We start from the raw sequence: 15,373 nt of genomic DNA on the forward strand, positions 1-15,373 counted from the left end.
TGAAATCGCACATTGCCATAAAAATATCTCACAGGCAAGACTGGGCAAGTCCGTCATCTTTACTGATAATAGGTAAGTTCTTTACTCCGCCGCGTGCCATGGCCACCGTTTCTCCCCACCTGCTTCCTCCCCTGCGCATCGACGGCGGCCGCTTCCGCGAACTCGAAGTCCTCGAGCGCCTGCGCGACCACCTGCCTGCCGGATTCGACGTCTTCCACAACATCGCCCTGCATACGCTGAACGGCGGGCGGGATTGCTATGGCGAGATCGACATCGCCGTGCTGTCGCCGGCCGGCGCGCTGCTGCTGCTGGAGGTGAAGGCCGGCGCGGTGGTGCTGCGCGATGGCGGGATCTTCAAGCTCTACGGCGACGGCGAATCCGACGTCGCGCGCCAGGGCCGCCTGCAGCGCGTCGCCATGCAGAGACGCCTGCAGGAAGCGGGACTCGACGGCACCCTGATGAGCTGCCTGGTCCTGCCCGACTACGAACTCGGCGACAGCCAGGTGATCTCGATGCCGCGCGAACGCATCATCGACGCCTCCCGCTACGGCCAGATGGTGTCGACCGTCCGCGCCTGGCTGGACGAGGCGCAGGCAGGCGCCGACCGTGAAGCCTTGCGGCGCCTGCTGCTGAACCAGTTCCGCGTCACGCCCGACCTGGCGGCGATGCGCGACCAGCTGCAGGGTGCCGTGCGGCGCCTGTCGGACGGCCTGGCGACCTGGGTGCCGCGCATCGAGGCGCCGTCGGGGGTCTTCCGCATCCAGGCCACCGCGGGTTCGGGCAAGACCCAGCTTGCCCTGCAATTGCTCGAAGACGCGGCCGGCGCCGGCCTGAATGCCGCCTATGTATGCTTCAACCGGACCCTGGCCGACCACGTGCGCCGGCTGGCCTCGCCGAAAGCCGAAGTCGTCAACTTCCACGAACTCTGCGTCGACCATGTTCGCCGCGTGCACGGCGAGCCGGAGTTTTCTCCCCAAGGTTTCGAGCGCACCACCGCGGCCTACCTGGAGGCCAGCGCAGGCTTCGCGCCCTCCCTCGACCTGCTGGTCATCGACGAGGCCCAGGACTTCGACGCCGCCTGGGTGGCAAGCCTGTGCAGCCGCCTGCGCCCCGGCGGCAAGCTCTACGTGCTGGAGGACGAATCCCAGCGCCTGTACCAGCACGAAGGCTTCGAGCTGGGCGAGGCGGTCACGATCCGCTGCAGCGACAACTTTCGCAGCCCGCGCGCGATCTGCGACACCATCAATGCCTTCTCCCTGGTCGATCCGCCGGTCCGCAGCCTGAACCCCTATCCGGGCGAGCTGCCGGGCATCCGTCGCTACGGCTCCGACGAGGAATTGCTGGCCCAGACCGAGGCCGCGGTCGCCGCGCTGCTGGCGCGCGGCTTTGCGCTGGCCGACATCGCGGTCGTCGGCGGACGTGGCCGCGAGCGTTCCGCCCTGCTCAACCGGGTCGCCATCGGCCCGTGGCGCACCCGACGTTTCACCGGCGAATACGACCGCAACGGCGAGCCGCGCTGGAGCGAGGGCGAGCTGCTGGTCGAATCGGTCTACCGCTACAAGGGCCAGAGCGCGCCGGCGGTCGTGATCGCCGAGTTCGATTTCGCGTCGCTGGACGACGCCGCGCGCCGGCGCCTGTTCGTGGCCCTGACGCGAGCGCAGATGGCGGCGGAGCTGGTGCTGTCGGTTGCGGCGGAACGCTGCCTGGCGGCGATGCTCAGCCAGGCTGCCGGTAACTAGGCTGCGCCCAGCACCGGCGCCGGTGCTGGCTCCGCGAGATCGTAACCCCACATGAACAGCGCCGCCTCCAGTTTGCGGCTGGCGTCCGGGCCGGTGCCGAAAGGCGTACCACGCTGCGTTTGCAACAGTTGCTCGACGATCCAGCTGGCCCGCAGGTTCCAGCGCATGTGGGCATAGGGGTCGTTCCGCAGCGGCGGGAACTGCAGGGTATCGGTGCGCGGGTTGCGCAGCTTGCGCCGCGCCGCGTTCGGCGCTTCCTTCGCATCCATGCAAACAAACTGCAGCAATGCGGGGACAACGCCCCTTCCCGTCTCGGTCGCCCATGCCGCCACGAACCAGGCCAGCGCGGCGGCCACCCGGCTGTCGTAGATGACGAAATAGTCGACCAGCAGCGAATACACTTTCGTCATGCCCGCATTGAAGCGCAGGCCTGGACAGAAGTCCGCCGCGTCGTCCTGCTGCCCGATCGCCACCCTGACCCGACCGATCAGCGCGGCGAGGCCGTTCTTATTGACGCGCAACCACTCCTCGTTATGCGGCGCGACGCCGCCCCAGCGCACCACTTCGACGGCCGCATCGCGAACCAGGGCATCGTCCCCCGCTTCCAGCGCAGTGCGCAACTGTGCCTGCAAGACGTCGAGCACCGCCTTGCTTTCCGCGAAGCTCATGCCGGAACAGCGCCGCCCGTCGAGGCGCAGGAAATTGAAGCGCCATGCGTACAGGGCGAATGCATCGGCCAGGTTGCGAAACCACAGCCGCTGCTCGCGCGGAAGGACATAGCCGTGGCCGCGCGTCGAGTCGGCCCCCAGGTTAGCTCCCATCCATTCGACGAAAGCAGCGACTTCGGGATCGCGCAGGTATTCGTGTTTCTTCATCTCGATGCGCCGTCAGATCTGGCGCCGCGCATGCGCCTGAAACACCTGCCCACTCACGTTGCGCGCCTTGTATCCCTGGCCGGCAGGCTGGACCACCGCTTGCAACGAATCTTTCAAGGTAACCGGACGGTCCTTGCCGTCTTCGCCGATCGGATAGCTGGCCGAGAATGGCGCCAGCGCTTCCGCCAGCGCCTCCGTCAGGCGGTCCGCATCGCGGTGGTCCGCCTCCGTCAATTCGCTCATCACGGAAAGAATGGCGCAGTCGATCAGCGTGCCTTCCATCCACTTGGCGCTCGAGGCATAGCCGACACACCAGCGAATCGCACTCTCTTCGATGCAGGCCTGCAGCGTGCTCGATGCCTTGCCGGCATAGCAGGCGCCGAGCAGCACGCCGGTGATGTTGTAGTCGCGCGACCTGCTGTTGATCTGGACGAGCGCTTCCAGCAGATCGACGTTGCCGACACGCCGTTCGCTGCCGTGGGCGGCAATGTAGACCGTCGTGTTGCGGTAACGGGTCTTGCACAGGCAGTCGAGCGCCTTGGCGAAACTCGATTTGTCATAGAAGTTCGCGTGGAACACCTCGGTGTCGCCGGCGAGCTTTGCCACTCCCTCGATGAACGGGATGACGCTGCTGCGGTTGGCGTCCGCGTCGTCGAGCCCCCAGGGCGATTCGAGCACCAGGATGGCGCGGTGTGCGTGTGGTTTCTTCATCTATCAGTACTTTCGGGTTGAGAGTAATCGAGGCGCTGGCGCGTCTCAGGCATAGGCCGCCGCCATCCGCTGCGCAATCCCGGCCAGTTCCTCGCGCAGGCCGGCCGGCTCCTGGATCACCACGCCGTCGCCGAAGCCGAGCAGCCACCACACCAGTTCGCGGGTATTCGGCACCGTGGCCGTCAGTTGCAGCCGGCCGTCGCCATCGCCCGTGAGCACCTGGTCGGCGCTGAGCGGCGTCTCGAACAGGTGTTCGCCGGCGGCGCGCGTGAAGACCGCCCGCAGCCTGACCGGGGCGCCGGCGATGACGCCGAACTGGCCGGAAGCGATATAGGCGTCGATGTCGAAACCGGCATTCCGGCGCGCCGGCTCGTACAGCACCTCGGCCTGCTGCACCCGGTGCAGCGCGAGGGTGCGCACGTCGTCATAGCCGGCGAACATGCAGACCAGGTAGACCAGGCCGCCGCGCTGCACCACGGCCAGCGGATGCACGGACGGGTAGACGGTCGCGGCCTCTGCGTCGCGCTTGCGGTAATGCAGCTTGAGCTGGCGGTCCTGCATCAGCGCCAGGTAGATGCCGCGCTGGCAGTCGTCGTCCAGGCGCGGCGGCAGCAGCGGCTGCTGGGGCGGCACGCTGCGCACCTTGTCCAGCCAGGCGCGCGAGGGCGTGCTGTCGGCCACCGTCGACAGGGTGCGGGCGGCCGACTGGAAGTGCGGGCGCAGGGCGTCTACCGCGCTGGGCGGCAGATGGTGACGCAGGTGCTGCTCGACCAGGGTCAGGGTCAAGGCTTCCGGCAGGGTCAGGCCCGGCAGGTCGAAACTGGACGCGTCGCGCAGCCAGCTCCAGCCGTAGGGCTTGTCGCGGTTGTCGACGGCGATCGGGAACACGTTCGACAATTCCTTCAGGTCGCGCTCGACGGTCCGCTTGGTCACGTTGAAATCGGCTGCGCACAGGCGTTCGCACAAATCCTTGGCCGAGACCTTGGCGGGCGCACGCGGCACCATGCGCAGCATATGCCACTGGCGCAGGAGGGATTGCTGGTTGGTCGGCATCAGAAGTCCTCCGCCCAGCGTTCCCAGAAACCGGGTTCGTCGTGCGCGGCGTTGCGCATCGCGTGGTCCAGCGGCATGGCGTAGAAGCGCACTCCTTCGTGACGGATCGTCCCGTCAGGATGCTCGAGGTAGTCGCACAGCACGCGGTAAGCGGGCAAGGACTCGTCGTAGGGCACGTCCAGGTAGACCTGGCCCAGCCAGGGCGCCATCACGTTTGGATTGGCAAAGGGGCCGCATGGGGTCCAGGGCACGGCGTGCGCGTCCAGCCAGGCCAGCACGGTGGCGCGCATCGGATCCTTTTCATAGCGATAGTCGCGCCATTCCTCGAAAGGCTGGGGATGGAATTCGAGATACAGCACGGCGCGCCCCTTCCGGCGTGCGATGGCGTCGATGTGTTCGATCTGTCCGGGCATGGTGATTGAGTGGCGCCGGGCGTGCCAGCGGCCATCGGTTCAAAATCTCATGTTACCAAAAATATTGCCAACGGGAAATCCCATGCAATCAGGATGAGGCGCCGCCATATACGACCGTCCGCGGCGCGGCCGGATCCTGTTCGCGCACCAGTTGCGCGATCACAGCGGCGATCTTCGCGCCGCCCTGCGCCGAGGGCTCGATCGGCGAGACCGTCGAATAGTCGCCGGCCTCGCCGCAGACCAGGCGCAGGTCGAGTACCGGCAACCGGTGCGCAACGGCCTCGCGCAGGATCACGTCGTTGAAGGGCGCTAGCGCGGTGCGCAATCCCGGCTCGAGGCCGGGCACGCCATCGTAGATCGTGGCCACTGCCACCGGCCTCCGCCTGGACAGCACGACGTTCAGCATGCGCCGGTAGTCGCGTCGGAAGCCGGTCTGCCAGTCGGCCAGCAGGCTCGCCGCCTCGATCACTGAGCCGACCCTGGACTGCATCGCGCCCACCAGGCCGAGCACGTCGTTGCCGCCGCAGCTCACCACCAGCCAGTCGGCCGCCTGCGGCAGCGACGGCAGGCGCGCCACCTGCTCCAGCATGTCGGCCAGCACCGCGCCGTCGCGGGCCAGCAGCGAGACGCGGTGGCTGCCTTCCAGCAGCGACTGCAGGCGGGCCTGGACCTCGGTCCCGGCGGGCACGTAGGGGGCGTTGTCGAAGATCGAATCCCCCAGCAGGACGATATGCGCCATCTCCGTCTCCTTATCGCTGTATCGCCTGCGACAGCACCTGCCGCACCAGTTCGCCGATTCCCGACGCCGACGATTCGCGCTTGCCGGCCACGTTCAGCACCTTTACGCCATGCCGCGCCAGGAAGCGCGCCACGTATTTCGGATGGACGCCGGGACGCACCTGCAGCCAGGGCTTGCCCAGGCTGTCCGCGAAGGCGGCGGTGCGTTTCGAACCGCCGTCGAGGCGGTCGTCGAGCGTGAAGATCAGGGTGGCGTCGCTGTCGCGCACATTCCATTCGGTGCGCTGCAGATAGGCGGCGGCCGGGGTCTCCTTCAGCCGGTAGCGCTCGGGCAGCACGCCGTCCTCGGTCTTGCGGCCGCGCGGGCACCAGCCGCCGTGCGGGATGCCCTGTTCGATCGCCCAGTCGAGCGCCGCGCGGTCGGCGCCGGTCTGCCCGCCGGCGACCACCATGAAGCCGTCGCCGGCCACGTAAATCTCATCCATGCCTGTTCCTTTCGATTCGACGAGGCGACAGTCTGGGGCCGGCCGCGACAGGCGGCGTCCCAGGCGCGCTGCGACACCGCCTGTCGCCGCCGGCCCTACATTGGCCGGACCCCGCCCCCACCAGGAGAAACGATGAGCAGACAAACCCTGACCGATGCGCGCTACCACACCATCGGCTATATCGACACCGCCGCCGACGGCCAACAGACCGCAAGGGACGCACGCCACCACGTCGTCGGCTATTATGACCCGCGCAGCGACACCACGCGCGACGCGCGCCACCACCTGGTCGGCCATGGCAACCTGCTGGCATCGCTGATCGCCGGCCGCTGAAGGAGAACACCGATGACCCGAGGACTGGTCCATTTCATGCACGGGAAGGAAAGCGGCCCGGGCGGCAGCAAGATCGTCGCCCTTGCCGCGGTGGCGCAGCAGCACGGCTGGGACACCGCCTCTCTCGACTACTCGCACACCACCGATCCGGCGGCCCGGCTGGCGCAATTGATGGACGCCTGCGCCGGCGTGCGCGGTCCGCTGCTGCTGGTCGGGTCGAGCATGGGCGGCTGGGTCGCGGCCGAAGCTTCCATGCGGCTCAACGCGCGTGGCGTCTTCCTGCTGGCGCCGGCCCTCGGCATTCCCGCCTACCCTAGCCAGGAACCGGCGGTACCGGCCGCGCACACCGAGATCGTGCACGGCTGGGACGACGAGGTCATCCCCTGCGGGAATGCGATCCATTTTGCGCGGCTGCGCGGCTGCACCCTGCACCTGGTGCAGGGCGACCACCGCCTGAACGCCGGCATTCCCCTGCTGCGCGAGCTGTTCGGCGCCTTCCTAGCACGCTGCGGCGCGCCCGCCTGAGGCCTGGTCCGCCAGCGGATGCAGGATGAAGGCCTGGCCTTCGTCCAGCTCGAAGAAGACTTCGCCCTCCGGATGCGGCGCCGCCAGCGGGGTCCAGAGCGTGACCCTGGCCGCGGCGCTCTCCACCACCTCGGCCAGCAGCGGCTCGCGCGCCATCGCCGCGCGCAGTTCCTCCCGGCTCAGGCCCGGCACGAACAGCGGCGCCAGCGCCAGCTTGCGTTCGAGCGGCGCCTCCGCCCAGCCATCCTTGCGCAAGGCGCCCAGCACGGCCTGCTGCACCTTCTCGACATCCGGGTGGTAACGCGCATCCTTGACGCCGATCTGCAGCAGGCGCGGGCTGCCCACCAGCTCCAGCCGGCAGGCCACGTAGTCTTCGCGCCTGGTCTCGCCCTGGCTCGCACCCTCGAGCGCCAGGGCCGGCGTCGGGCTCGCACACACGCAGTGGCGGCGCGACGGCATGCCGTCCGGGCGCGTGAATTCCCAGATGTTGTCGACCACGAAGGGCACGTTGGATGGCAGGCGGCGGCCGGCGCGGCGCGTGAACGGGACACCGGTCCTGAGGGTGCTGCGCGCTTCGGCGCGGTAGAGGGTAAGTTGCGACATGGGCGCTCCTGTGCTTGAAGAAGGCGGCCAGCATAACTCGGCGCCGGCGCCGCGCACATCCCGATGCGCATCCGCTGCGACATGGCCTGTCGCAGCGCGCTGGAGAATGGCGGCATCAAAGGAGGAAATGCATGACCTCATATCGCCGCCGTACCGCCCCTGCCGCCCCGCGCACCCTGGTGCCCCTCACCCGCCTGTGGATCCTGCGCATGATGGTCCCGCTGGCCGGCCACCGCGAGCTGGTGGGCGCCCGTTCCTTCATGGACGACGCCCTGGCCCTGGCCCTGGGCCTGGAAGAATGGATCGACCCCGAGGACCGCGACTTCGACCCGGCGGCCGTGCGCACCCGCCTGCGCGAGCTGCACCGCCAGGCCGAGCGCGCCAAGGGCCACGGCCTGCCGGCGATCCTCGAGACGAATATCGCGCGGCTGGCCGAACTGGTGGGCCTCGACGCCGCCGAACGCGCCATCCTCAGCTTCGCCACCATGCTGCACCACGAGCCCGCCCTCGACCGTGCCGCCGACAAGCTCGGCCGGCTGTCCTCGGTGGCCGTGGTCGACGTGCTGGCCCTGCTGCTCGGCCTTCCCGCCGACCGGGTGCGCGCCGCGCTGGCCGGCCAAGGCATCCTGGCGCGCTCGGGACTGCTGAGCGTCGACCACGCCAGCACCGGCACCCTCACCTCCAAGCTCGACCTGCTGTCCAAGCAGTTCGCCGAATCGATCGTCGGATCCGAGACCGATCCGATCACGCTGCTGCGCGACACCGTGGCGCCGAGCGCGCCGGCGCGCCTGACACTGGACGACTTTCCCCACCTCGGCGAGGCGCTGGCGATCCTGCGTCCCTACCTGACCCAGGCCCTGGCGGCCAGCCGCGAGGGCGTGAACATCTTCGTGCACGGCGCCCCCGGCACCGGCAAGAGCGAACTGGCGCGCGCCCTCGCGGCGGCCCTCGGCTGCGAGCTGTTCGAAGTCGCCAGCGAAGACGAGGACGGCGACCCGGTCAACGGCGAACGCCGCCTGCGCGCCTACCGCGCCGCACAGAGCTTCTTCGACCGCCGCCGCGCCCTGCTGCTGTTCGACGAGGTCGAGGACGTATTCAGCGACTGCGCCAGCCCGCTCGGCGGCCGCGGCCTGGCGCAGCGGCGCAAGGGCTGGTTGAACCGCGCGCTGGAACAGAATCGCGTACCGACCTTGTGGCTTTCGAACGAGATCGACGGTATCGATCCGGCCTTCATGCGCCGCTTCGACGTGCTGGTCGAGGTGCCGGTCCCGCCGCGCGCCCAGCGCGAACGCATCCTGCAGGCCGCATGCGGCGACCTGGTGGATGGACCGACCCTGGCGCGCCTGGCCCAGGCCGAGGCGCTGGCCCCGGCCGTGGTCGACCGCGCGGCCTCGGTGGTGCGTGCGATTCGCGGCGGCTTCGACGCAGCCGGCAGCGCCCGCGCCCTCGAATGGCTGGCCAGCCGCACCCTCGAGGCCCAGGGCCATCCGGGGCTGGAAGCCGGCGCCGCCGTGCAACTGCCGTCCCACTACGACCCGGCGATCCTGAATGCCGACACCGACCTGGCCGCGCTGGCGAAGGGTCTCGCCGCCGGCCGCAGCGCCCGCCTCTGCCTCTACGGTCCGCCCGGCACCGGCAAGAGCGCCTTCGGACGCTGGCTGGCCGGGCACCTCGGCATGCCGCTGCTGTTGAAAAGCGCCTCCGAACTGATGTCGAAGTGGGTCGGCGACAGCGAAAAGGCGATCGCCGCCGCCTTCCGTCAGGCCGAGCGCGAAGGCGCCCTCCTGATGATCGACGAGGTCGACAGCTTCCTGCGCGAGCGCGAGGGCGCGCGCCACTCCTGGGAGGTCACCCGGGTCAACGAGATGCTGACCCGCATGGAGCGCTTCGGCGGCGTCTTCATCGCCTCGACCAACCTGATGGACGACATCGATCCGGCGGCGCTGCGCCGCTTCGACATCAAGATCCGCCTCGATTACCTCGGCGCCGGCCAGGCCGCGCTGATGCTGGCGCGCCAGTGCGCGGCGCTGGGCCTGGACGCGCCGCTGCCCGCGGACCTCGAGCGGGTGCGCCGGCTCGAGCGCCTCACGCCCGGCGATTTCGCCGCCCTCGCGCGCCGCCACCGCTTCGCGTCCTTCGCGGACGCCGCCCGGCTGGTGGCGGCCCTGGAACAGGAGTGCGCGCTCAAGGGCGGCAAGCCGGCCTCGATCGGCTTCCTGGCCTGATGAAAAGCCATGCAATTTTATTTCATTTTAGCAACAAAAATGCAATAATCGGTCAACCAACTCAAGCTACCAGATCATGCCCATCCGCCTGTCGAAATCGAAACTGCTGGCCTTCCGCCAATGCGAGCGCCGTCTCTGGCTCGAACTCCACCGTCCCCGCTTGCGCCAGGACGACGGCGCCAGCCAGGCCGCCTTCGCGGTCGGCCACCAGGTCGGCGACCTGGCGCGCAGCCTGTACGATCCCGGCCGCCTGGGCGTGCTGCTCGACCCGCAAACCGAGGGCTTCGATGCGGCGCTGGCGCGCAGCCGGGAACTGCTCGCCAGCGCGCAACCGGTGTTCGAGGCCGGCTTCGCGGCGGCCGGCGCCCTCGCCTTCGCCGACATCCTGCTGCCGGTCGACGGCGGGGCGCGGCGCTGGCGCATGGTCGAAGTGAAGTCCTCGACCTCGGTCAAGGACTACCACCGCGAAGACGCCGCCATCCAGGCTTATGTAGCGCGTGCGGCCGGCGTGCAGCTCGAGGGCATCGCGCTGGCCCGCATCGACAGCCGCTGGACCTATCCGGGCAAGGGCGATTATCGCGGCCTGCTGGTGGAAGAGGATCTGAGCGCCGAGGCCTTCGCGCGCGGCGCCGAGGTCGCGTCCTGGATCGCCCGCGCCCAGGCCGTCGCCGCCCAGGAAGACGAGCCGGCAATCCAGCCCGGCGAGCATTGCGACAGCCCCTACGCCTGCGGCTTCGCGGCCCACTGCGGCGGCGGCGCCCCGGCGGCGGAATACCCGGTGCAGTGGCTGCCGCGGATTGCCAGCCGCGCCCTGAAGGAGCGCATCGCCGGCGGCGCCGCCGACATGCGCGAGCTGCCGGACGAGCTCCTCAACGACAAGCAGCGGCGCGTCAAGTCGCACACGCTGTCGGGCGAGGTGTATTTCGATGCCGCGGGCGCCGCCGCCGACCTCGCACCGCACCCGCTGCCGGCCTGCTTCATCGACTTCGAGACCATCAGCTTCGCGGTCCCGATCTGGCAGGGCACCCGTCCCTTCCAGATGATTCCCTTCCAGTTCAGCGTGCACCGGCTCGACGATGCGGGCGGGCTGGCGCACCGCGCCTTCCTCGACCTGTCCGGTGACGATCCTTCGCGCGGCTTTGCCGAAGCCCTGCTCGGCGCCTGCGCCGGCGAGGGTCCGGTGTTCGTCTACAACGCCGGATTCGAAACCGCCCGCATCGCCGAGCTCGCGGCGCGCTTTGCCGACCTGGCACCCGGCCTGCTGGCGCTCAACGCCCGCGTGGTCGACCTGCTGCCGGTGGCGCGCGAGCGCTATTACCACCCCGGACAGCAGGGCAGCTGGAGCATCAAGCAGGTGCTGCCGGCGGTGGCGCCCGAGCTGCGCTACGAGCAGCTGGACGGCGTGCAGGACGGCGGCGCGGCGATGCACGCCTTCATGGAAGCGATCGATCCCGGCACCGAGGCCGCGCGCAGGCAGCAGATCGAAGGCCAGCTGCTCGCCTACTGCCACCTCGATACGCTGGCGATGGTGAGGCTGTGGGAAGTCTTTTCGGGGAGGCTGGAGTGAAGGATTTCGAGCAGCGCCTGTTGCAGAACGAGGACCTGGTCCGGCGCATCCTGGAATCCGCCGAAGAGATGAGCGAGCCGATGACGGCCGAAGAGTTCATCGCCTGGCTGCACCAGCTCAAGGACGACACCGCGCCGCGCCACTGAAGCATGCCGCAGGGCCGGCACCGCATGCGACGCCGCTTGTCGCCCCGCCTCCTATCATGACCTCAAGCGTCGTGAAAGGAAAAGCATGAATACCGAAACCTCCAGCAGCGGCATCGGCGCCGCCGATCCGCTGCTGCCCCAGGCCTGCGCCTGGATCGCCCAGCTCCACGCAGCCGGCGAGACAGTCCTCCCCTATCCCGTATCGCGCCTGCAGCACCGATTCAGGCTCGGCTACAGCCGCGCCTGGGCGCTGGCGGAAGCGCTGGAGCAGCGCGGCGAATGGACCATCGCCCTGGACGCGGACGGCGCCCGCCATGCGCGCCTGCATCCCGGGAGGGCGGCGTGAACGCGGCCCTGCGTCGTGCTCCGCTGCCGGCAGCGGAGGACCACGCCGCCCTCGAGCGCGCCGCCGCACTGGTGGCCGAGGCCGATGCGCTGGTCATCGCCGCCGGCGCCGGCATGGGCGTCGATTCCGGCCTGCCCGATTTTCGCGGCAATGCCGGCTTCTGGAAGGCCTACCCGGCGCTGGCCGCCAACGGCACGGCCTTCATGGACATCGCCTCGCCGGCCGCCTTCCACGCCGACCCGCACCGCGCCTGGGGTTTCTACGGCCACCGGCTCGCCATGTACCGCCGCACCGCGCCGCATGCGGGCTACCAACTGCTGCGCAAATGGGGCGAGTCGCGCCGCCACGGCTACTTCGTCTTCACCAGCAATGTCGACGGCCACTTCCAGAAAGCGGGCTTCGATCCATTGCGTATCGACGAATGCCATGGTTCGATCCACCGGCTGCAGTGCCTCGGACCGTGCTCGCCCGGGCTGTGGCCGGCCGCCGGCTTCGATCCGGCGGTCGACGCCGGCCGCTGCCAACTGCTCGGCCCACTGCCGGCCTGTCCGCACTGCGGCGGCCCGGCGCGCCCGAACATCCTCATGTTCGACGACCGCGACTGGATCGGCGAGCGGCGCGACCTGCAGGCGATGCGCTGCCGGAGCTGGCTCGAACAGGTACGCCGCCCGCTGGTGATCGAGATCGGCGCCGGCCTGAACATCCCGACCGTGCGCCATTTCTCCCAGCGGGTGGTGCTCCGGCACGGCGGCTCGCTGCTGCGGATCAATCCGCGTGAATCGGAGGTCGGCAGGCTGCCGGGCGTCGGGCTCGCCGGCGGCGCGCTGGAGGTCCTCGGCGCGATCGACGGCCTGCTCGGCGCCCAGAGAGCCTGATCCGATGTCGAACATCATTTGGGACCGGCTCGAAGCCGGCGGGGTCGACTACGAGATCGACGCCTTTCCGCTCGACGCCCTGCTTGCCGCCTTCCCGGGCCGGCCGCGCGAAGCGCCGACGCTGTGGCGCCAGAACGGCTACGTGGCCGACTGGGCCATCGTCGACGAGGTGCTGGTGCTCACGCGGGTCAGCAGGGAGTCGATCGCCTGCCTGTTCGCCGAGGTGGGTTTGCCGGTGGGCGCGCGCTGGTTCAGCGGCTACGTTTGCGCATGGCGCGGCGAGCGGCGCCGTACCGGCTATCCGCCGCGGACCTTCTTCGACGACGAGATCGTGTTCGAGATCGAGGCCGGCAGGGTCAGGCGGTCGTGGACGCTGGACTTGCGCGGGGTCCCTGACCAGACCGCGGAGGAAGTGCGGCTCTCATTGCCCGCCTTCCTGTGGCCGCAAACCTGGGACTAGATCCCGGCGTACCACTCGTAGCCGAGGTCTTCCCAATACCCGCCCTTGCCGCCGCGGACAGGCTCGAGCCGCGCCACGACATCGATCCGCATCAGGTACTTGGCCTGCTTGTAGCCGAGCTGGCGCTCGACCCGCAGCCGCAGCGGGGCGCCGTTCTTGACCGGCAGCGCCTCGTCGTTGAGGGCGTAGGCCAGGATGGTCTGGGGGTGCACCGCCTCGACGAGGTCGATGCTTTCGTAATAGGTCGATCCCGGCGCCTGCAGGTCCGAGCCGTCCATCGGATCGGCGCAATGGAACACGACATAGCGCGCCGCCGGCAGCGGCCCCGCCCGCGACAGCAGGTGGCGCAGCGGCACCCCGGTCCACTTGCCGATCACGCTCCAACCCTCGACGCAGTCGTGACGCGTGATCTGGGTGCGCGAGGGCAGCGCCTGCAGCTCGGCCAGGCTGTATTGCGCCGGCCGCGCGACCAGGCCGCCGAGCTGCAGGCGCCAGTCGCGGAACTGGCCGGCGAGGAGACTGCGGTACAGTTGGCTGTCCGGCATCGCCGTGCCGTTGCTGCGGAACTCGGCGGCGATCTCGTCTTCGCCGAATTCCTGGGCCATGGCGTCGCGCCCCGTCAACAGCGCCTGTGCGCGCCGGCTGAGGAACTGGGCGCTGCGCAGCCTGCCGTTGAAGGCTTCGCTGTCGGCCAGGCGATCGCAGCCGGCCAGCGCGCCCGGCAGGGCCGAGCCGGCGGCCAGGCGCAGGAAGCGTCTGCGGGTCAGCGTGTTCATGGCGCCCTCTCCTCCTTCCCTTCGTGCATCTCGTGCCGCTCTTCCGGCAGGCGGTAGTAGCCGGTGATCATCGACCGCAGATTGTTCCACAGCCCGGTGACGATCACTTCGAACACATGCACCACGACGAAGGCCAGCAGCAGGAAGGCCGCCGCGAAGTGCAAGGTGCGCGCGGACTGGCGCCCGCCGAGGATGCCGACCCAGCCGCCGAACAGGGCGTCCAGCCGCGGCGACATGCCGAACCCCGCCAGGACGATCAGCGGGAGCAGGATGAAGATCACGACGAGGTAGCTGAGGTTCTGCAGCACGTTGTAGCGCTTCGCGGCTTCGCCGGCGGGATGGCGGAGCAGCAGGTGGTCCCTGAGCGAGCGGCCGATGCCGCGCAGTTCGGACCTGCGCGGCACCAGGTCGCGCCGCAGGTGGCCGCCGAGCACCGTATAGGCCACATAGACCAGGCCGTTGAGCACGAAGATCCAGGCGAAGAACAGGTGCCAGTTGCGCGCGGTGGCCAGGTATTGGCGGCCCGGGATCGTCGCCCAGGACGGGAAGGCGCGCTCCGTCTTGCGCGCCTGACCCTCGACGCGCGAGGCGCCCAGCACGCCGTCGGTAACGAAGACCCGGGCGCCGACCTGGGTGATGCCCTGCGGCTCGCCATCGGGACCGGGACGGGCCGTGATCGACAGCAGCGGCGCGTCGAAATCGGAGTCCGCGCCCCAGTAGAGGTGGGGATGGGCGTTGAAGATACCGAGCCCGCTCATCAGCATCAGGAAGAAGCTGAGGACGTTAATCCAGTGCAGGATGCGGACCGGCAGGCGGTGCCGGTAGAAGGGCCGGGACATCCGGATTCACAGGAAAGTCTTGGCCTGGCTGAGGACGGCATCGCAGACCCGTTTAGCGATCTGCGCCTTCAGCGCGCCGCTGCCCAGGTCCATCGACTCGCCGTTACTGCCGTGCAGAAGGCCCTTCGTGCCGTCGCTGTAGCCGGGGTCCCGGCTCTGGCCGCCTCCGGGCAGCTTGCCCAGCAGCTTGTCCTTGATTGCGGCCGGGTCGTCGCCACCCAGATAATTGTTGGTGATGCAGTATTGCAGCAGGCCCGCCACATTCCCGACGCTGCCGGACGTCATCGGCATGTCCGTCATGCCGGCCAGCCCCTTCAGGGCGTCGGTCTGATTGCCCTTGCCCAGCACCCCCTCGAGCTGGGCATTCGCGCCCGTCACCGGCAACACGACTGCCAGCGCCAGCACGGCGAATCGCCAAATCGGACGTTTCATCATCCACCTCCGCATGTTCTCGCTGCCATGCTCAGGCTGGATTGCGGAAAGCGCAATTGGACTTTGGTCCTATATTTTTGCCTGCAGAAAAGCAAAAAGCCCGCTCAATCGAATTGAGCGGGCTTCTGCGAATAATTAGCCTGACGATAACCTACTTTCACACTGGTTGCAGCACTATCATCGGCGCAAAGTCGTTTCACGGTCCTGTTCGGGATGGGAAGGGGTGGTACCG

The 15,373-nt window shown here is 69.0% G+C and carries 19 protein-coding genes and 1 rRNA gene; 9 read left to right on the top strand and 11 right to left on the bottom strand.

Going from position 1 to position 15,373, the window contains the following annotated elements; translation table 11 throughout:
• Nucleotides 1-98: 98 nt before the first annotated feature.
• On the top strand, nt 99-1,739 hold the full coding sequence (locus AB4Z32_RS18475; protein ID WP_442123326.1) for an ATP-binding domain-containing protein: 1,641 nt from the start codon (nt 99-101) through the stop codon (nt 1,737-1,739).
• Here AB4Z32_RS18475 and AB4Z32_RS18480 read toward each other — a convergent pair.
• From AB4Z32_RS18480 to AB4Z32_RS18505, 6 genes are all read right to left on the bottom strand, one after another.
• A complete protein-coding gene (locus AB4Z32_RS18480; RefSeq protein WP_442123327.1) occupies nt 1,736-2,614 on the bottom strand; it encodes a hypothetical protein in 879 nt (292 codons plus the stop codon). The two genes, AB4Z32_RS18475 and AB4Z32_RS18480, sit on opposite strands and share 4 nt — an antisense overlap.
• A 12-nt stretch (nt 2,615-2,626) precedes the next feature.
• On the bottom strand, nt 2,627-3,325 hold the full coding sequence (locus tag AB4Z32_RS18485) for a hypothetical protein (RefSeq protein WP_442123328.1): 699 nt from the start codon (nt 3,323-3,325) through the stop codon (nt 2,627-2,629).
• Nucleotides 3,326-3,370: 45 nt separating this feature from the next.
• Nucleotides 3,371-4,378, bottom strand: coding sequence for a helix-turn-helix transcriptional regulator (locus AB4Z32_RS18490; RefSeq protein WP_442123329.1), 1,008 nt, complete (start codon nt 4,376-4,378; stop codon nt 3,371-3,373).
• Entirely contained in the window at nt 4,378-4,791 is a 414-nt protein-coding gene (locus AB4Z32_RS18495) for a hypothetical protein (RefSeq protein ID WP_442123330.1), read from the bottom strand. Before AB4Z32_RS18495 ends, AB4Z32_RS18490 begins: the two co-directional genes overlap by 1 nt.
• Before the next feature lie 88 nt (nt 4,792-4,879).
• A complete protein-coding gene (locus AB4Z32_RS18500) occupies nt 4,880-5,530 on the bottom strand; it encodes an SGNH/GDSL hydrolase family protein (RefSeq protein WP_442123331.1) in 651 nt (216 codons plus the stop codon).
• A 10-nt stretch (nt 5,531-5,540) separates the two neighbouring features.
• On the bottom strand, nt 5,541-6,014 hold the full coding sequence (locus AB4Z32_RS18505; protein WP_442123332.1) for a putative molybdenum carrier protein: 474 nt from the start codon (nt 6,012-6,014) through the stop codon (nt 5,541-5,543).
• A 132-nt stretch (nt 6,015-6,146) separates the two neighbouring features.
• Between AB4Z32_RS18505 and AB4Z32_RS18510 the strand changes: the two genes are divergently transcribed.
• Both AB4Z32_RS18510 and AB4Z32_RS18515 read left to right on the top strand, forming a co-directional pair.
• Nucleotides 6,147-6,347 (top strand): hypothetical protein, encoded by a 201-nt coding sequence (locus AB4Z32_RS18510; RefSeq protein WP_442123333.1) that lies wholly within the window; start codon nt 6,147-6,149, stop codon nt 6,345-6,347.
• Between the two features lie 12 nt (nt 6,348-6,359).
• Complete coding sequence (locus AB4Z32_RS18515; protein ID WP_442123334.1) at nt 6,360-6,872, top strand: YqiA/YcfP family alpha/beta fold hydrolase; 513 nt, start codon at nt 6,360-6,362, stop codon at nt 6,870-6,872.
• Here the strand turns inward: AB4Z32_RS18515 and AB4Z32_RS18520 are convergent.
• Complete coding sequence (locus AB4Z32_RS18520) at nt 6,846-7,475, bottom strand: hypothetical protein (protein ID WP_442123335.1); 630 nt, start codon at nt 7,473-7,475, stop codon at nt 6,846-6,848. The two genes, AB4Z32_RS18515 and AB4Z32_RS18520, sit on opposite strands and share 27 nt — an antisense overlap.
• A 131-nt stretch (nt 7,476-7,606) precedes the next feature.
• Here AB4Z32_RS18520 and AB4Z32_RS18525 point away from each other — a divergent pair, with 131 nt between their 5' ends.
• From AB4Z32_RS18525 to AB4Z32_RS18550, 6 genes are all read left to right on the top strand, one after another.
• On the top strand, nt 7,607-9,700 hold the full coding sequence (locus AB4Z32_RS18525; RefSeq protein WP_442123336.1) for an AAA family ATPase: 2,094 nt from the start codon (nt 7,607-7,609) through the stop codon (nt 9,698-9,700).
• Between the two features lie 76 nt (nt 9,701-9,776).
• A complete protein-coding gene (locus tag AB4Z32_RS18530; RefSeq protein ID WP_442123337.1) occupies nt 9,777-11,267 on the top strand; it encodes a DUF2779 domain-containing protein in 1,491 nt (496 codons plus the stop codon).
• The gene (locus tag AB4Z32_RS18535) at nt 11,264-11,413 is read left to right on the top strand and encodes a hypothetical protein (RefSeq protein WP_442123338.1); all 150 of its coding nucleotides are present in this window, start codon (nt 11,264-11,266) and stop codon (nt 11,411-11,413) included. The genes AB4Z32_RS18530 and AB4Z32_RS18535 overlap by 4 nt, the downstream gene beginning before the upstream one ends.
• Nucleotides 11,414-11,498: 85 nt before the next feature.
• Complete coding sequence (locus AB4Z32_RS18540) at nt 11,499-11,759, top strand: hypothetical protein (RefSeq protein ID WP_442123339.1); 261 nt, start codon at nt 11,499-11,501, stop codon at nt 11,757-11,759.
• Nucleotides 11,756-12,634, top strand: coding sequence for an SIR2 family NAD-dependent protein deacylase (locus AB4Z32_RS18545; protein ID WP_442123340.1), 879 nt, complete (start codon nt 11,756-11,758; stop codon nt 12,632-12,634). Before AB4Z32_RS18540 ends, AB4Z32_RS18545 begins: the two co-directional genes overlap by 4 nt.
• 4 nt (nt 12,635-12,638) lie before the next feature.
• Nucleotides 12,639-13,094, top strand: a complete 456-nt coding sequence (locus AB4Z32_RS18550) for a hypothetical protein (RefSeq protein ID WP_442123341.1) — start codon at nt 12,639-12,641, stop codon at nt 13,092-13,094.
• On the opposite strand, the gene AB4Z32_RS18555 is transcribed toward AB4Z32_RS18550, so the two are convergent.
• The 4 genes from AB4Z32_RS18555 to rrf form a co-directional block, all read right to left on the bottom strand.
• Nucleotides 13,091-13,870: a molybdopterin-binding protein gene (locus tag AB4Z32_RS18555; RefSeq protein WP_442123342.1), complete on the bottom strand. Its 780-nt coding sequence runs from the start codon at nt 13,868-13,870 to the stop codon at nt 13,091-13,093. The two genes, AB4Z32_RS18550 and AB4Z32_RS18555, sit on opposite strands and share 4 nt — an antisense overlap.
• Nucleotides 13,867-14,709: a cytochrome b/b6 domain-containing protein gene (locus AB4Z32_RS18560; protein WP_442123343.1), complete on the bottom strand. Its 843-nt coding sequence runs from the start codon at nt 14,707-14,709 to the stop codon at nt 13,867-13,869. Before AB4Z32_RS18560 ends, AB4Z32_RS18555 begins: the two co-directional genes overlap by 4 nt.
• Nucleotides 14,710-14,715: 6 nt before the next feature.
• On the bottom strand, nt 14,716-15,141 hold the full coding sequence (locus tag AB4Z32_RS18565; RefSeq protein ID WP_442123344.1) for a DUF2501 domain-containing protein: 426 nt from the start codon (nt 15,139-15,141) through the stop codon (nt 14,716-14,718).
• 138 nt (nt 15,142-15,279) lie between these two features.
• A 5S ribosomal RNA gene (gene rrf / locus AB4Z32_RS18570) occupies nt 15,280-15,373 on the bottom strand; the annotation flags it as partial.

Source organism: Massilia sp. 2TAF26, assembly GCF_052115005.1.
Lineage (GTDB): Bacteria > Pseudomonadota > Gammaproteobacteria > Burkholderiales > Burkholderiaceae_D > Telluria.